Annotated in this window: 13 protein-coding genes and 1 pseudogene; 7 read left to right on the top strand and 7 right to left on the bottom strand. The window is 73.6% G+C overall.

Features of this window, described 5'->3' with window-relative positions; genetic code table 11:
• Positions 1 to 84: 84 nt before the first annotated feature.
• Complete coding sequence (locus tag OCT49_RS20245; protein ID WP_283853263.1) at positions 85 to 606, top strand: SMI1/KNR4 family protein; 522 nt, start codon at positions 85 to 87, stop codon at positions 604 to 606.
• A gap of 89 nt (positions 607 to 695) precedes the next feature.
• On the opposite strand, the gene OCT49_RS20240 is transcribed toward OCT49_RS20245, so the two are convergent.
• The gene (locus OCT49_RS20240) at positions 696 to 2,054 is read right to left on the bottom strand and encodes a COG1361 family protein (RefSeq protein WP_283853262.1); all 1,359 of its coding nucleotides are present in this window, start codon (positions 2,052 to 2,054) and stop codon (positions 696 to 698) included.
• 262 nt (positions 2,055 to 2,316) lie between these two features.
• Here OCT49_RS20240 and OCT49_RS20235 point away from each other — a divergent pair, with 262 nt between their 5' ends.
• Together OCT49_RS20235 and OCT49_RS20230 are read left to right on the top strand one after the other, a co-directional pair.
• Entirely contained in the window at positions 2,317 to 4,545 is a 2,229-nt protein-coding gene (locus OCT49_RS20235) for an acetate--CoA ligase family protein (RefSeq protein ID WP_283853261.1), read from the top strand.
• Between the two features lie 85 nt (positions 4,546 to 4,630).
• Entirely contained in the window at positions 4,631 to 5,476 is an 846-nt protein-coding gene (locus OCT49_RS20230) for an enoyl-CoA hydratase/isomerase family protein (RefSeq protein ID WP_283853260.1), read from the top strand.
• 50 nt (positions 5,477 to 5,526) lie between these two features.
• Here the strand turns inward: OCT49_RS20230 and OCT49_RS20225 are convergent, their stop codons facing one another.
• Entirely contained in the window at positions 5,527 to 6,090 is a 564-nt protein-coding gene (locus tag OCT49_RS20225) for a Uma2 family endonuclease (protein WP_283853259.1), read from the bottom strand.
• 79 nt (positions 6,091 to 6,169) lie between these two features.
• Complete coding sequence (locus OCT49_RS20220; protein WP_283853258.1) at positions 6,170 to 6,991, bottom strand: SDR family NAD(P)-dependent oxidoreductase; 822 nt, start codon at positions 6,989 to 6,991, stop codon at positions 6,170 to 6,172.
• A 200-nt stretch (positions 6,992 to 7,191) separates the two neighbouring features.
• Between OCT49_RS20220 and OCT49_RS20215 the strand changes: the two genes are divergently transcribed.
• Both OCT49_RS20215 and OCT49_RS20210 read left to right on the top strand, forming a co-directional pair.
• Positions 7,192 to 8,628 carry a sensor histidine kinase gene (locus OCT49_RS20215; protein WP_349632795.1) on the top strand — a complete coding sequence of 479 codons (1,437 nt, stop codon included), beginning with the start codon at positions 7,192 to 7,194 and terminating at the stop codon, positions 8,626 to 8,628.
• Positions 8,629 to 8,656: 28 nt separating this feature from the next.
• The gene (locus tag OCT49_RS20210; protein WP_283853257.1) at positions 8,657 to 9,343 is read left to right on the top strand and encodes a response regulator; all 687 of its coding nucleotides are present in this window, start codon (positions 8,657 to 8,659) and stop codon (positions 9,341 to 9,343) included.
• On the opposite strand, the pseudogene OCT49_RS20205 reads toward OCT49_RS20210, so the two are convergent.
• Together OCT49_RS20205 and OCT49_RS20200 are read right to left on the bottom strand one after the other, a co-directional pair.
• A pseudogene (locus OCT49_RS20205) lies at positions 9,323 to 10,054 on the bottom strand (phosphatase PAP2 family protein); the annotation flags it as partial. The gene OCT49_RS20210 and the pseudogene OCT49_RS20205 sit on opposite strands and share 21 nt — an antisense overlap.
• A 116-nt stretch (positions 10,055 to 10,170) precedes the next feature.
• On the bottom strand, positions 10,171 to 11,055 hold the full coding sequence (locus OCT49_RS20200) for a hypothetical protein (RefSeq protein ID WP_283853256.1): 885 nt from the start codon (positions 11,053 to 11,055) through the stop codon (positions 10,171 to 10,173).
• A gap of 319 nt (positions 11,056 to 11,374) precedes the next feature.
• Here OCT49_RS20200 and OCT49_RS20195 point away from each other — a divergent pair, with 319 nt between their 5' ends.
• Positions 11,375 to 12,013, top strand: coding sequence for a flavin reductase family protein (locus OCT49_RS20195; RefSeq protein ID WP_283855877.1), 639 nt, complete (start codon positions 11,375 to 11,377; stop codon positions 12,011 to 12,013).
• Between the two features lie 84 nt (positions 12,014 to 12,097).
• Here OCT49_RS20195 and OCT49_RS20190 read toward each other — a convergent pair whose 3' ends face one another.
• The gene (locus OCT49_RS20190; RefSeq protein ID WP_283855876.1) at positions 12,098 to 12,985 is read right to left on the bottom strand and encodes a LysR family transcriptional regulator; all 888 of its coding nucleotides are present in this window, start codon (positions 12,983 to 12,985) and stop codon (positions 12,098 to 12,100) included.
• Positions 12,986 to 13,129: 144 nt separating this feature from the next.
• Between OCT49_RS20190 and OCT49_RS20185 the strand changes: the two genes are divergently transcribed.
• Positions 13,130 to 13,909, top strand: coding sequence for a DUF6585 family protein (locus OCT49_RS20185; RefSeq protein ID WP_283853255.1), 780 nt, complete (start codon positions 13,130 to 13,132; stop codon positions 13,907 to 13,909).
• A 48-nt stretch (positions 13,910 to 13,957) separates the two neighbouring features.
• On the opposite strand, the gene OCT49_RS20180 is transcribed toward OCT49_RS20185, so the two are convergent.
• Positions 13,958 to 15,346 (bottom strand): MFS transporter, encoded by a 1,389-nt coding sequence (locus OCT49_RS20180; RefSeq protein WP_283853254.1) that lies wholly within the window; start codon positions 15,344 to 15,346, stop codon positions 13,958 to 13,960.
• Positions 15,347 to 15,360 lie beyond the last annotated feature (14 nt).

The raw sequence follows: 15,360 nt of genomic DNA, 5'->3' as shown, positions 1-15,360 counted from the left end.
CCGGCGGTCGAGGAGGCTGCCCCTCCCGTACCGCGCCCGGCCCCAGGATGGGCATCGCCCCGACGTCCCCGAAGGAAACCCGTGATGGCAACGCTTCCGGAGATCACCGCCCTGCTGGGCGAGCCCCGCTTCAACTGGACCGACCCGGCCCCGTGGACCGCGCTGGAGCAGGAACTCGGGGCCACGTTCCCTGCGGACTTCCGCGAGATCGTGGACGCCTACGGTTCGGTCCAGGTCAACGACCAGCTGTATCTGGCGCACCCCGCCGGTCATCTCCTGCACAGCCTGGGGAAGAACATCAGGGACGACCTGGAGCTCTGGCGCGACGAGGACATGGTGGAGTTCCTGCCGAGTCCGGTGGGGTCAAAGCCCGGGGAGCTGATACCGGTGGCGACGGCCACGACCGGCGAGGCGGTCTTCCTCCGGATTCCCGACGGGCCCTCGGCACCCTGGCGCGTGGTGGTCCAGGAGTTCGACAGCCCGGCCTGGACCCGCTACGAGATGACGTTCGGCGAGTGGCTGCTGGCCTACCTCAAGGGCCGGGACGTGACGCTGTGTTCCCGCAACTTCGCGCCCGACGGGCCGTTCTACGAGTTCCTGCCCTGAGTCACGGGGGCGGGGAGCCGGTACGGCGCACGGCGCGGGGCGCGGCCGGGAGGTCCGGGCGCGCCCCGCTTCGGGTCAGGGAGAGGGGATCAGGCGGTGGGCGTGGCGTTCACCACGAGCTGTGCGGTGTTGTTGCCGCTCTGCGGGTCGAACGGGAAGGTCGCGGGGTTGGAGCCGCCGGTGGTGAGCATGACCCGGCCGGTCGCGTCGGGGATCACCTGGTCGATGCGCAGCTTGAAGGGAAGGGCCCGCGTGGTGTCGGGCAGTGCCCAGTACGGCATCTCGCAGCTGTAGCGCGGGGCGCCGGTCGCCTGCGGGTGGTAGCCGCCGCTCAGGGTGCGCGGTTCGCAGCCCTCGGGGGCGGAGGTGACGGTGACGCCACTGGGGACGGTGAAGTCGACGGACGCGACCGAGTCGCCGGAGCCGAGGTTGCCGATCCAGGCCGGGCCGTTGTTGCGGAAGCCGAGTTCGGCGGTGACGGTCTCGCCCGCGGCGCCGGCGACGTTCGCGCCCCGGGCCTCGAAGTCCGCCGTGTTGGCCGCGGTGAAGCGGGCCATGCCGTAGTTGTCCTCGTCCGAGAGGTCCGTGGCGCCGTTGCCGGGCTCGACGGTGATGTCCATCCGCTCGACGTACGCGTGCGCGGAAAGGGCCATCTGGAGCGGGGCGGGCAGCGCGAAGGAGCCGCCCGGCTCGATCACCTGGTCGAAGGAGCAGGTGGCCTCGGTCATCGGGACGTATTCGGCGTCGCCGATCGTCGCGTACGTGCACTCGGCGTACTGGTTGAGGAACTCCAGGCCGTACGAGGCGGTGAACCTGGCGGTGAGGCCCTCGGAGCGCTCGCCGCCCTTGTTCGTCACCGCGAACGGAACGGTCCGGACGTCGCCCGGCTGGAGTCCGCTCACCGGGCTGATCGGCCCGAGGGACAGGTCGGGGCCCGAGCCGACCGTGATCGTGGTGTCGAACGAGTCGAGCGGGGCCTCCAGCGTGCCGTCGGGGCCGCCGGTGGCCGTGGCGGCGTAGGTGATCCGGCCCTGGGCGCCGAGTTCGGCACCGTCGGCGGCGCTGACCGTGAGGTGGACCTGCGGGCTGTAGGTGTCGCCGATGACGGGCACCTCGGGGACGGTGCACACGGCCGTGGTCCCGGTCGGCGCGCAGTTGTCGGGCCAGGTCACCTCGGCGACTCCGGCGACACCGGAGATGTCGACCGTGAGCAGGCCGTCGGTGACGGTGAAGTTGTCGTTGTCGTGGTACAGCCCGATGTCCAGCGGGCTGCCCTGCGAGGGGTCACTGACGGAGGTCACCTTCTGCTCGCCGGGCGCCTGTATCCAGAGCTGGTCGGACTGTTCCTCCGCGAACGCGGGAGCCGCGAGCCCTGCGGTCAGAAGTCCGGCGGCTGCGGCGGCACAGAAGCCGAGACGCAGGGTGCGTCGGGTGGAGACGGGTCTCATCTTTCTCCCCATGAGGATGCGCCACGGGTGGCGGACGACGGCCGGTGAGTCCGGCCCGTTCATTGGACAACCAAGATCACCGCGAGGTTGTACCGATCCGGCCAACCGACTTCGGCCACTCCGGCTCCACCCGCCCTTCCTCCAGCCTTTGCCTGCACACCCATTCCTGACGAGGCGTCAGTTCAGTAACCTGACAGAGTGTCAGCTATGGGCCGGCCGGACACGGTCACCCGACGGACCCCGAGCAGAAGTGGGCGGAACGATGCTTGGATCGACTCACGGCACCCTCACCACCGACTTCCGCGCCCGGGTGGTGGCCTGTGGCGAGGAACCACATGCTGCTGTCCACAGCACGACGGCCGCCGCCGCGGAGGGCGTCCTCGACGTCAGCGGCCGGCCGTTGCACGCGGCCGTGCCGGACCTGGACCGGTTCTTCCGGCCCGGGTCCGTGGCCGTCGTCGGCGCGTCCGACGCCGAGGGGCGGCCCAACACCGGAATCACCCGGCAGCTGATCGGCTGGGCCGAGCGGGTCGGGGCGCGGCTGTATCCCGTGCACCCCACGCGGGAGTCCGTGTTCGGGCGGCCCTGTTCTCCTTCCGTCGCGAAGCTGCCGGAACGGGTCGATCTGGCGGTGCTGCTGGTCGGTGACCCGCTCCCGGTGATCGAGGAACTCGCGCAGGCCGAGGTGCGGTTCGCCGTCGCCTTCGCCTCCGGGTTCGCCGAGACCGGCGAGGAGGGCGCCGCCGCCCAGGAGCGGCTGGCCGAGGCGGTGGCCCGGTCCGGGCTGCGGCTGCTCGGGCCGAACACCAACCTCAACGCCTTCGAGCGGTTCCGGGACGACCTCGACGGACCGGCGATCGCACTGATCACCCAGTCCGGCCACCAGGGCCGCCCCGTCTTCACCCTCCAGGAGCTGGGCGTGCGGCTCTCGCACTGGGCGCCCACGGGCAACGAGGCGGATCTGGAGACCGCCGACTTCATCTCGTACTTCTCGCAGCGCCCCGAGGTCGGGGCCATCGCCTGTTACGTGGAGGGGCTCAAGGACGGGCGCTCCTTCCTGCTGGCCGCGGACCGGGCGGCACGGGCCGGGGTCCCGGTCGTGGCGGTCAAGGTGGGGCGTACGGAGGCGGGGGCCAGGACCGCCGCGTCACACACCGGCAAGCTGACCGGCGCCGACCAGGTGGTGGACGCGGCGATGCGGCAGTTCGGCGTGATCCGGGTGGACGGGCTCGACGAGCTCCAGGACACCTCGGCCCTGCTCGCCCGGGCGCGCAGGCCGCAGGCCGAGGGGGTCGTGGTGTATTCGATCTCGGGCGGCACGGGCGCGCACTTCGCGGACCTGGCGACCGGGGCCGGGCTGAGCCTGCCCACCCTGTCCGAGGCCAAGCAGCGCGAGCTGCACGAGTGGATCCCCGGCTACCTGAACGTGGCGAACCCGGTCGACAACGGCGGCCACCCGGTGGGCGACTGGCGCGGCCGGAAGATCATCGACGCGATCCTCGCCGACCCCGATGTCGGGGTGCTGATCTGTCCGATCACCGGCCCCTTCCCGCCGATGAGCGACCGGCTCGCGCAGGACCTGGTGGATGCCGCGGAGAGCACGGACAAACTCGTGTGCGTGGTGTGGGGGTCGCCCGTCGGCACGGAGGAGGCGTACCGCACGACGCTGCTCGGCTCCTCCCGCGTCGCCACCTTCCGCACCTTCGGCAACTGCATCACCGCCGTGCGGGCCTATCTGGAGCACCACCGCTTCGTAACCTCCTACCGGTCCCCCTTCGACGAGGCGCCCCGCACGCCCTCGCCCTCGTTCCGCAAGGCGCAGGCGCTGATGCGGCCGGGCCGCCAGCTGAGCGAGCACGCGGCGAAGCAGCTGTTGCGGGCGTACGGGATACGGGTGCCGCGCGAGCAGTTGGTGACCAGCGCCGCGGCGTCCGTCCGGGCCGCGGCACTGGTCGGCTACCCGGTCGTCATGAAGGCGTCCGGCGCCCGGCTCGCCCACAAGACCGAGCTGGGCCTGGTCAAGGTCGGGCTCACCTCCGCGAGCCAGGTCCGCGACGCGTACCGCGAACTGACCGACATCGCGCGCTTCGAGAACATCGAGCTGGACGGAATCCTGGTCTGCCAGATGGTCGAGCGGGGCGTCGAGATGATGGTCGGCGTCACGCACGACGCGCTCTTCGGGCCGACGGTGACGGTCGGGCTCGGCGGCGTACTGGTCGAGGTGCTGCACGACACGGCGGTGCGGGTGCCGCCGTTCGGCGAGGACCAGGCGCGGTCGATGCCGGCCGAACTGCGCGGCCGGGCCCTGCTGGAGGGCGTGCGCGGCGGACCCCCGGCGGATGTGGACGCGCTCGTCGAGGTCGTGCTGCGGGTGCAGCGGATGGCGCTGGAGCTGGGCGACGACCTCGCCGAGCTGGACATCAACCCGCTGATGGTGCTGGGGCGCGGTCAGGGCGCGGTGGCGCTGGACGCGCTCGCCGTCTGCCGCTGAGCGGCCCCACCGCCGGCCCCGCCACGGGCCATGCCGTCCGAAACCGTCCCGCCGTCCGTCCCGTCGTCCGTCCAGGAGTTGCCCCATGCCGTCCTCCCCCGAAGACACCACCGAGTCCGCCGGATCCCCCGACCCGCTTGACTCATTGGTACTCCACGCCACTGACAACGGCGTCCTCCTGATCACGCTCAACCGCCCCGAAGCGATGAACGCCCTCACCCGTGACCAGCGGGAACGCGTCATCTCGCTGCTTTCCGAGGCGTCCGCCGACCCGGCGGTCCGGGCCGTCGTCCTCACCGCCACCGGCCGCGGCTTCTGCGCGGGCGCCGACCTGCGCGGCACCGCGCCGACCGGGAACCGGGACCGGGTGCCGGGCGACGTGGCCCGTACGATCCGGCTCGGCGCGCAGCGGCTGATCGCGGCGGTGCTGGACTGCGAGAAGCCGGTCGTCGCGGCCGTCAACGGCACCGCGGCCGGGCTCGGCGCCCATCTCGCGTTCGCCTGCGACCTGGTGCTGGCCGCCGAGTCGGCGAGGTTCATCGAGGTGTTCGTGCGCCGCGGCCTGGTACCGGACGCCGGCGGCGCGTATCTGCTGCCCCGGCTGATCGGCCCGCAGCGCGCCAAGGAGCTGATGTTCTTCGGCGATTCGCTGCCGGCGGCGGAGGCGGAACGGCTGGGCCTGGTCAACCGGGTCGTACCGGACGGGGAGTTGGCGAAGACCGCCCGGGCGTGGGCCCGGCGGCTGGCCGACGGCCCGACCCGGGCCATCGCCCTCACCAAGCAGCTCGTCAACGCCTCCCTGGACGCCGACCGCGCGACGGCGTTCGCCGCCGAGGCCGCGGCCCAGGAGATCAACATGACGACCCGGGACGCCAACGAGGGCGTGGCGGCCTTCGTGGAGCGCCGGGTTCCGGAGTACGGGGGGCTCTGAGGCGTACGGGGCGACGGGGCGTACGGGGCGTGTTCGCGGCGTCCCGCGGCTCACCCGGGCGACAGCCCGCCGGTGTCCAGGTCCAGGTCGAACGGCTCCGGCAGCCGCAGGACCGTACCGAACGGGTGTGGGCCGTCCACCCGGGTGTAACCGAGGTGACCGGGCTCGGAGAACAGGGTCGTACTGCCCTCGATCCGGTCGACGAGCAGGTACAGCGGCGCCCGGTACTCGGCGTAGCGGCGGCGCTTCACGACCCGGTCGGTCTCCGCGTTCGACTCCGACGTGACCTCGACGACGAGGAGCGTCTGGTCGGGGAGCAGCGCCCCGCCGCCCCTGGCGAGCTCCTCGGGCACGACGGCGATGTCGGGGACGTACCAGTTCGACGAGCCGGGCAGGTCCAGGTTGCCCGAGCCCTCGACACAGCCGAGTTCGTCGACCCGGTCCTCGATCTGCCGGCGGACGACCCGGGCCGCCCGTTCGTGGTCCCAGGTCGGTGTCACGGGCTCGATGATCCCCTCGATGATCTGGGCCCGGTCCCCGCGGATCCGCTGCACCGCGAACTTCAGAGCGCGTTCGGAGTCGATACCCCGGCTGTAGTCGGGCGCACTGGTCATCCGGTGCCTCCTCCCGCCTGGTTGGGTCGTACGACCCAAGTTAGCAGTGCACGTCGGGGCGCGTTCGCGGCGTGCGTGCTCAGCCCGGGGCCGTGCGGCTGAGGGTTTCCCAGGCGAGGTACTGCTCGGTGCGGGCCCGGTCCATCTCCTGGACCATGTCGAAGGACCGGCTGCCGAGGATCAGGCGGAGCGGCGGGTCCGGCAGGGCGGCCAGTTCCAGGAGGGCGGGGGCCGCCCTGCTCGGGTCCGGGCCGGCGTCGTCGCCCCACATCTCCGCCAGGCGGGTGCGCAGTTCCTCGTAGGCGGGGTCGGGTTCGGTCGTCGTGGTGCCCGTCGTGAAGAGCCCCGTGGCGTAGCCGCCCATCTGGACGACGGTGACCTTGATGCCGAACTGCTCGACCTCCATCGCCAGCGCCTCGCTGACCGAGCCGAGCGCCGCCTTGCCGGCGCCGTAGAACCCGACGGAGGCCATGCCGCCGCCGCTGCCCATCGACGTGATCTGCAGGAGGCGGCCGGAGCCCCGGGCGCGCAGGTGCGGGACCACGGCCTGGGCGACCCAGACCGCGCCGAAGAAGTTGACGTCGAGGTGGTCCCGGATCTGCTGCTCGGTGGCCTCCTCCACCATGCCGTACAGCATTCCGCCGGCGTTGTTGACCACCACGTCGAGGCCGCCGAAGGCCGCCGCCGCGCGGTCCACGGTCTCGAACACGGCCCGGCGGTCGGAGACGTCGAGGGGCAGCGCGAGGAAGTCGTCCGGGTGCTTCTCCGCGAGGCCGGCGAGCGGGCCGATGTCGCGCGCGGCGGCCACGACCCGGTCCCCGGCGGACAGGGCGGCCTCGGTGAAGGCGCGCCCCAGGCCGCGGGAGGCGCCGGTGATGAACCACGTCCTGGTGTTCGGCACGGGGCCGCTCCTTCGTCTGTGACCGGCACCGCGGTCCGCGGCGTCCGGCCTTGAGCATGAGCGAGACGGAACGTTCCGTCTCGTCGGGGACCTTAACCCATCCCCGCGCCCCGCGCCAGCCCCTCCAAGACCGCGACCGGCCCGGGAACCGTGACTTTCGGCAGTGCCGGGACGTCCCCGGTCTGCGTACCGTCGTCCGGGTGGACAGAGCGACGATCATCGACGCGGCCGGGCGGGCCGCCACCCGGGGCGGTCTGCTGACCGTCGCGGCGGCGGCGTGTGTCGGGCTGAGCGCCGTCAGCCCGTGGTGGGCGCTGCCCGCCGCCGCGACCGCCTTCCTCGCCGGGCGGGAACCGGGCAGGACCGGGCCCGCGCTCCTCGCGCTGGTCGCGCTGCTCGCGGGCGGGGTGGTGGCGGTGGCCCTGGTGCCCTCCTGGCTGCTGATGGCGGGGCGGTTCGTCGCCGTGGTGGCGGTGGCCGCGGTGCTGCCGTGGTTCGTGGGGCGCTTCTGGCGCCAGTACCAGGAACTCGTCCGGGCGGGCTGGGAGCGGGCCGCCCGGCTGGAGCGCGAGCAGCGACTGGTCGCCGAGCAGGCGCGGTCCCGGGAACGGGCCCGGATCGCCCGGGACATGCACGATGTCCTCGGGCACGACCTCAGCCTCATCGCGCTGTCGGCCGGTGCCCTCAAACTGGCCCCCGGGCTCGACGACGCCCACCGGGCGGCGGTCGGGGAGATCCGGGCCCGCGCCGCCGCGTCGGTGGAGCGGCTCGGCGAGGTGATCGGACTGCTGCGCGAGGAGGCCGACGAGGAACCGCCGGGCCCGCCCGGCACCGGCATCCCCCGGCTGGTCGAGGAGGCCGCGGCGGCCGGTCTCGCGGTGGACCTGCGAGTGGAGGGGGACGCGGACGCCGCGCCCCCGGCCGCCGCGCGGGCCGCCCACCGGGTCGTCCAGGAGGCCCTGACCAACGCGGCCAAGCACGCGCCGGGGGCCCGGGTGGAGGTGCGGGTGGCGCACACCGCCGGGGGGACGACGGTCCGGGTGGAGAACGGGCCCCCGCCCGCCCCGGTCCGCCCCGGGGACGCCCCCGGCACCGGGCTGGGACTGATCGGGCTCGACGAGCGGGTGCGGCTGGCGGGCGGCACGTTCGAGCACGGCCCGTACGGCGGTGGCTTCGCGGTCACCGCACGGATGCCGCACACCCCGCCCGCCCACCGGCCGCCCGCCGCCTCCCCGGCCCTGTCATCGGCCGCTCCCCCGCCCCTGCCGCCGGAGCACCGGCACGCCCGCAGCCGGGTCCGCCGGGCGCTGGTCCTGGCGGTCGTGCTGCCCCTGGTGATGTGGGCGCTGCTGAGCGCCGCGCTGATGGCCTGGGACATCCACTCCGCCCGGCAGTCCGTGCTGGACCCGGGGGACTACGCCCGGCTGCGGGTGGGACAGGATCGGGAGGCGGTCCGGCGGCTGCTGCCCGACCGCGAGACCAGGCAGCGGCCGGTGGCCGGGGAACCGAGGGGAAAGGGCATCACATGCGCGTACTACGCGATGACGGCGGACCGTTTCGACGACCGGTCGGGGGACTCCTACCGGCTCTGCTTCCGGGACGGCCGGCTGATGTCCAAGGAGGCCCTGGCCCCATGAGTCCGACTCGCGTTCCCGGGAGCGGCCGGTGATCCGGGTACTGATCGCCGACGACGAGCCGATGATCCGCGCCGGGGTGCGCGCCGTGCTGTCCACCGACCCCGGCATCGAGGTCGTCGCCGAGGCCGCCGACGGGCGGGAGGCCGTGGAACTGGTGCACGCCCACCGCCCGGCCGTGGCCGTGCTCGACATCCGGATGCCCCGGACGAACGGCATCGAGGCCGCGGCCGAGATCCGGCGCACCGCTCCCGGGACGGGGGTCGTGATGCTCACGACGTTCGGCGAGGACGACTACATCCTCCGGGCGCTGGGGGGCGGCGCCGCCGGCTTCCTGATCAAGTCGGGCGAGCCCGAGGAACTGATCGCGGGGGTGCGCGCGGTGGCCGACGGCGCCGCCTATCTGTCACCGAAGGTCGCGGCGCGGGTCGTCGCCCATCTCTCGGCCACCGGTGCGGGCGCCCTGGCCGGCCGCCGCACCGCCGCCCGGAAACGGGTCGCCGCGCTCACCGCCCGGGAACGCGACGTACTGGCCTTCCTCGGCAGCGGGCTGTCCAACGGGCAGATCGCCCGGCGGCTCCACGTGGTGGAGGGGACGGTCAAGGCGCATGTGAGTTCCATCCTGGCCCGGCTGGGCGTGGACAACCGGGCCGCCGCTGCGGTCGTCGCCCACGAGGCCGGAATCGTCGCGCCCGCGCAGCCGCCGGTCGAGCGCTGAGGCCGCCGTCCGGGCGAGCGGCAGGAACGCGAGCAGCACGGCCGCGACCACCGACGCCCCGAGGACCGCGCCGGCCAGCACGTCGTGCGGGTAGTGCGCCCCGACCATGACCCGCAGCAGCGCCGCCGCCGCGCCCACCGGCAGGGTGACGGCGGCCAGGCGCGGCCGCAGCACGGCCAGGCCCACCGCGAGGCCGACGGCCAGGGTGGCGTGGTTGCTCGGGAAGGACCAGTCGCCGGGCGGCGGGCACTCGGCGGCCGTCTCCGCGATGCCGTCGAGGGCCCGGCAGGGGCGTTCCTCGTCCACCACCAGTTTCACGGCCTCGCTGACGGCGTACGCCAGCACGGTGCCGATGCCGGTGAGGACCGTACCGGCGGACAGCCGGTCGTCCCGCCGTCGCACGGCGCTCCACCAGACCCACACCAGCAGCAGCCCGAGGACCACCAGGGTGCCCTCGGTGGCCGCCTCCAGCACCGGTCCCGTCCAGGACGGGGCGTCGGCCACCGCCCCGGTCACCGAGCGGTACGCGGACGCCGACGCACCGCCCGTCACCTCCACGGCGCGGTCCGTGCCCAGGCCACCGGGGGCGAGGCCCACGACGGCCGCCGCGCCCGCGCCCAGGACGGCACAGGCGAGCAGGGGCCGGGCGGTGCTGCTTCCGGCCCTGTTCCTGGCCCTGTTTCCGGTTCCGTTTCCGGTTTCTCGTCTCACTCGTCTCATGGGACGCGAACCTAGGAGCGGCGGGCGCGGGGCACCCGGGCCGAACGGCAGGCCGGACCCCTGACGAACGTCGGGGGTCCGACCGGGAACCGGCCGCCGGGAGCCGGTCACCGCCGGGTGAGCGCGTACCAGTCCGGCGCGTCCGGTTCGCCGTATTCACTGCCGAGTTCGAGCCGGTCCGGCGTACCGCCGATCCGCCACCCGTAGGGCTCGCCCAAGCCGTGGCAGTCCTTGATCCGGATACGGACGCGCTGGGCCCACGTCGTTGAATCGCCTGCCTCGTAGCTCCAGGTGCCCCGCCCCGAGCAGCGGTACTTCGCGGCGGTGGGCTCCGCGTCGTCCTTGTACGCCTCGGCATGGTCCGTCAGCCCCTCGGCGTGCGCCGTGCCGTCGGCGGCCAGCCGCAACGTACCGCCCTCGCCGTCGGTCCAGCTCCCGGACAGCACCGCCGCGTCGACCCTCGGCGGCCGGTACTCCGGGACCAGTCCGGTGGCGAAGACTCCCGTACCGATCGCGAACACGGCCACCGCGGCCACCGCACCCCAGCCGAGGACGTGCCGGACCCTGCCCCCGCGCAGTGCGGTGCGGCGGGCCACGAGGGCGGCGGCCGTGAGCAGCGTCGCGCCCGTCAGCCAGACCAGGGCCGACGGGCCGGGACCGGGGCGCCAGGCCGCGCCGAGGGCCGCGGTGCCCGCCGCGGCCACGACCGACGCGATCACCGGCACCCACCACCACGCGTCACGGCCGGTGAACCGGGTCCCCGCCCAACGCGCCGCCGAGACGGTGGGAAGCACCAGGAGCAGGCTCGCCACCAAGGCGAACGGGCCCCCGAAGCAGACCAGGAACGGCGTGATCAACAGCACCGCCCCGGGGCCGTCCGGCGAACCGAAGGCCGGGGCGGCGAGCTCCACGAACCCGTTGATCTCCACACCGAGCACGGCCGCCATGTACAGCGTGCACGCCGCCGCCAGGATCGGCCGCGCGGCCCACACCGTCGGATCGGCATCCTCCGCCGACCCCGTGTTTCCCTCCGGTCCCGTGCTTCTCTCCGGTCCCGTGCTTCTCTCCGGTCCCGTGGTACCTCTCGGCCCGGCGGCCTCCGCCTCGGGCATCGGCATGCGCCTTCCCCCGTCCCTCGCCCCGGCCCCGGCCCCCGGCCCCGGCCCCCGGCCCCCGGCCCCCGGCTTTCGGCCTTCGGCCTTCGGCCTTCGGGGCGAGGATAGCCACGCCCCCGCGCCCGGCATCCGCCGCCACCCCCTTCCAATCTGACGAGCCGTCAGCTCTAATCGAGGGATGATGGGACACGCAGGCATGGCCGCCACCGCCCTCCGGTACCTCAGGTCCGTCGGTGCCGCCACCGGTACGGGACCGGCGCCCGTCGATCCGCTGCCGCGCCCGGAGCTGCGGGCGGTCGCCGACGACGAGCGTCCTCCCGTCGACCCGGCCGAATTCCGCCGCGTGCTGGGCCACTTCGCCAGCGGGGTCACCGTCGTCACCGCGCCCGCCCCGGACGGCGAGGGGGGTCCGGCGGGCTTCGCCTGCCAGTCCTTCGCGTCGCTCTCCCTCGATCCGCCGCTGGTCGCCTTCATGGTCGCCCGCACCTCGACGACCTGGCCGCGCATCGCCCGCGCCGGGCTCTTCTGCGTCAACGTCCTCGGCGCGGACCAGGGCGCGTTGTGCCGGGGCTTCGCGGTGAGCGGGGCCGACAAGTTCGCGGGGGTGGCGTACGGGGCGGCGCCGGTGACCGGGTCACCGCTGCTGGATTCCGTACCGGCCTGGATCGACTGCCGCATCCACGCCGTCCACACCGGGGGCGACCACCTGATCGTCGTCGGCCGGGTGGAGGCGCTGGGAGCGGCGGGGGCGGCGGACGGGACGGGGCCGGAGGGGGCCGGGCCGCTGCTGTTCCACCGGGGGACGTTCGGACGGTTCGGGCCGCTCGACGGCTGAACGCCGCCCACCCCCGGCCGACAGCCGCTCGGCCCGCCTCCGCGGCCCCGAGGGCCGCCTCCGCAGCCCCCGGCGGACGGTCGTTCAGCCGACGGCCTCGCGCAGCAGCTCCCGCAGTCCCAGCGCCGCCGGAAGCGGGGCGGCGGCGGGCAGCGCGACGTGCACGGTGCGGCGCGGCGCGAGGTCGCCGAGTCGGCAGACGGAGAGTTCGGCGGGGACCGCCCAGGCGGCCAGCGAGGGGACCAGCGCGACTCCCAGTCCGGCAGCCGCAAAGCCGAACTTTCCGGTCCATTCGGCGATCCTGATCGTCCGCCTCGGCCTGAAACCGGCTCGGGCGCACACCTCGGCGAGCAGCGTGGGCCGGTCGGCGGACACGTCCTGGAGCCAGGTCTCGTCGCGCAGTTCGCGCAGGTCGACCGTTCCGGCCCCGGCCAGGCGGTGCGTGCGGGAGAGCACGACGAACAGTTCGTCCTCCAGCAGGACCTCGGTCGTGACGGTGTCGAAGGACGGCGGGCAGGCCGGGTAGTCGCTCACCACGGCCAGGTCGAGCGCCCCCTCCGCGAGGCCCCGCATCAGCGCCCCGCTCCGGCCCTCGGTCGCGATGACCTCGACGTCCGGCGCGGACCGCGAGAACGCCCGCAACGCACCGGGGACCAAGGAGATGTTGGCCGTGGCGAACGCCCCCACCCGCAGCGTCCCGCCCCGCCCCGCGTGGATCGCGGCCATCTCGTGTTCCGCCCTCGACAGGCGGTCGAGCACCTCCACGGCATGCCGGTGCAGCGCGTGCCCGGCCGGGGTCAACCGCACGCCCCGGGCAAGCCGTTCGAAGAGCGGGCCGCCCGCGCGTTTCTCCAGCGAGGCGATGCGCCGGGACACCGCGGACTGGGTATAGGCGAGTTGGGACGCGGCCTTCGTGAAGGACCCGGACTCGGCCACGGTCACCAGCAGACGCAGTGCGTCGATCTCGAACACATTCCATCCAAGCATGGCTCGCATGCGATCCAGTCGCTGGTGGGATGCCCGGTGCCGCCCTAGCGTCGGGGAACGGGATCGGACGCCGCCGCCGGCCCCGCTCCGCCGACATCCGACGCCCCTGCGCACCCGAGGAAGAAATTCATGGCAGCAGCACCGAAACCCCTGTCGCCCGAGGCCGTCGAACTGGCCTCGACCCACCGACTCGGCGCCCTGGAAGGCACGTTCGTCCCCAAGCGCTTGAACAGACTGATCTTCGCCCTCTACATCTTCATGACGATCCACCTCCTGGTGATGTTCGTGATACCCGGTCTGCTGTTTCTCTGGTGGCTGCGCCGGACGCCGGACTTCAGCCGGAAGCAGGCCGCCAAGCGTCTCCACCTGTTCGAGAACGGGCTGATCGTGAACCCGCAGTCCGGCGACGGCACGGTCGTCATCCGCTGGGATTCCGTGCGGCTCTACCAGGACATCACCCAGAAGATCATCAACGGCATTCCCGGGCCCACCGAGTACGTCTACTCCGCCGTGGGGCCGGGCCGCGACAGCGCGGGCATCACCCACTTCTACGAAGGCCCCGAGATCTGGGGACCCCACATGCAGCAGTGCGTCCTGCGCGCCCAGGGCCCGACGGCCCTGCGGTCGGCCCGGGAGGGCGGGACGGTCGACTTCGGGTACTTCTCGCTCTCCCGTACCGGCATCACCGCCAGGACGATGGGGCGCCTCCCCTGGTCGGACGTCCGGGAGATCCGGATCGCGGCGGGCAGGGTCCTCGTCACGAGGACCGGCGGCCCAGGTGGACCTACCGGATCCGGTGGACCCGGCGGATCCGGTGTCTGGTGCAACGCCGCGGTCAGCGACGTCGTGAACCTCCACGTCTTCCTGGCCGTCGCCGGGGAACTCTCCGCCGACGGCCGGGCGGCCTGAGGCACGGACCGCCCCGCCCGCCGTTCGGTCCGCCGCCCCGCCCGCCGTTCAGCCCGTGGTCACGACCGCGTCCTCGTCCTCCGGTTCGCGGACCCGCCGGATCACCAGGGCCATCAGCGCCGCCGTCGCGCACAGCGCCCCCGACGCGTACCAGACCACGTCGTACGAGCCGAACGCGTCCCGCGCGACCCCGCCGAGGAACGCCACCAGCGCCGCGCCCACCTGGTGGGAGGCGAGGACCCAGCCGAAGACGATGGCGCTGTCCTTGCCGTACTGCTCCCGGCACAGGGCCAGCGTCGGCGGGACGGTGGCGACCCAGTCCAGGCCGTAGAAAACGATGAAGAACACCATCGGCGGCTGGACCGTCGGCGCCATCAGCATCGGCAGGAAGAGCAGCGAGATCCCGCGCAGCGCGTAGTAGACGGCGAGCAGCCGGCGGGCGTCGAAGCGGTCGGTGAGCCAGCCGGAGAAGATCGTGCCGATGACGTCGAAGATCCCGATGACGGCGAGCAGCGAGGCCGCGGCGGTGATCGGCATGCCGTGGTCGTGGGCCGAGGGAACGAAGTGCGTACGGATCAGGCCGTTGGTGGAGGCGCCGCAGATCGCGAACGTCCCCGCCAGCAGCCAGAACGGCCCGGTGCGCGCCGCCTCGATCAGGACCCGCACGGCCCGTCCCGCCGCGCCCCGTTCGGGCGCGGGCTTCTCCACGTACGTACCGCCGTACGGGGCGAGGCCCACGTCGGCCGGGTGGTCGTGCAGCAGGAGCCATACGAACGGGACGACGACCAGGGCCGCGAGCCCCACGGTCACCGAGGCCGGGCGCCAGCCGTGCTCGGAGACGATCCAGGCGCACAGCGGCAGGAAGACCAGCTGGCCGGAGGCGCCCGCGGCGGTGAGGATGCCGGTGACCAGGCCGCGCCGGGCCACGAACCAGCGGTTGGTGACGGTGGCGGAGAACGCCAGCGCCATGGAGCCGGTGCCGAGGCCGACGAGCAGGCCCCAGTAGATCATCAGCTGCCAGGAGGCGGTCATCCAGACACTGGCCAGCGCCCCGGCCGCCACCGCGCCGAGCGCGACGACGACCACCCTGCGGATGCCGAAGCGGTCCATCAGCGCGGCGGCGAACGGCGCGGTCAGCCCGTACAGCGCCATGTCGATGGAGACCGCGAGCCCGATCTCCCCCCGCGACCAGCCGAATTCCGTGTGGAGCGGGTCGATGAGGAGGCCGGGCAGGGAGTTGAAGGCGGCGCCGCCGATGATCGTCACGAAGGTGACGACGGCGACGATCCAGGCGCGGTGGACGCGTCGTCGGGCGGGGCGGCGGGGGGCCTCGGAGGCCGTCCGCCGGTCGCCGTTCCGGTCGTCGCCGCGTCCTTCGTGCCGGGTGCCGTCCCGGTCGGCGGGGCTTTGGGTCGTCTGGGTCACGTCACCCAGCATCCGGTCGGGCGCGT

The sequence above is a fragment of the Streptomyces sp. ML-6 genome, assembly GCF_030116705.1.
In the GTDB taxonomy this organism is placed as follows: domain Bacteria; phylum Actinomycetota; class Actinomycetes; order Streptomycetales; family Streptomycetaceae; genus Streptomyces.
The sequence above is the reverse complement of the archived record's forward strand: the minus strand, read 5'-3'. Positions and strand labels throughout refer to the sequence as shown.

Coding starts and splice junctions, on each gene's coding strand:
- OCT49_RS20230 (WP_283853260.1), top strand. CDS start 4,631: ATGCCGTCCTCCCCCGAAGACACCACCGAGTCCGCCGGATCCCCCGAC.
- OCT49_RS20185 (WP_283853255.1), top strand. CDS start 13,130: ATGGCAGCAGCACCGAAACCCCTGTCGCCCGAGGCCGTCGAACTGGCC.
- OCT49_RS20235 (WP_283853261.1), top strand. CDS start 2,317: ATGCTTGGATCGACTCACGGCACCCTCACCACCGACTTCCGCGCCCGG.
- OCT49_RS20240 (WP_283853262.1), bottom strand. CDS start 2,054: ATGAGACCCGTCTCCACCCGACGCACCCTGCGTCTCGGCTTCTGTGCC.
- OCT49_RS20180 (WP_283853254.1), bottom strand. CDS start 15,346: ATGCTGGGTGACGTGACCCAGACGACCCAAAGCCCCGCCGACCGGGAC.
- OCT49_RS20225 (WP_283853259.1), bottom strand. CDS start 6,090: ATGACCAGTGCGCCCGACTACAGCCGGGGTATCGACTCCGAACGCGCT.
- OCT49_RS20245 (WP_283853263.1), top strand. CDS start 85: ATGGCAACGCTTCCGGAGATCACCGCCCTGCTGGGCGAGCCCCGCTTC.
- OCT49_RS20195 (WP_283855877.1), top strand. CDS start 11,375: ATGGCCGCCACCGCCCTCCGGTACCTCAGGTCCGTCGGTGCCGCCACC.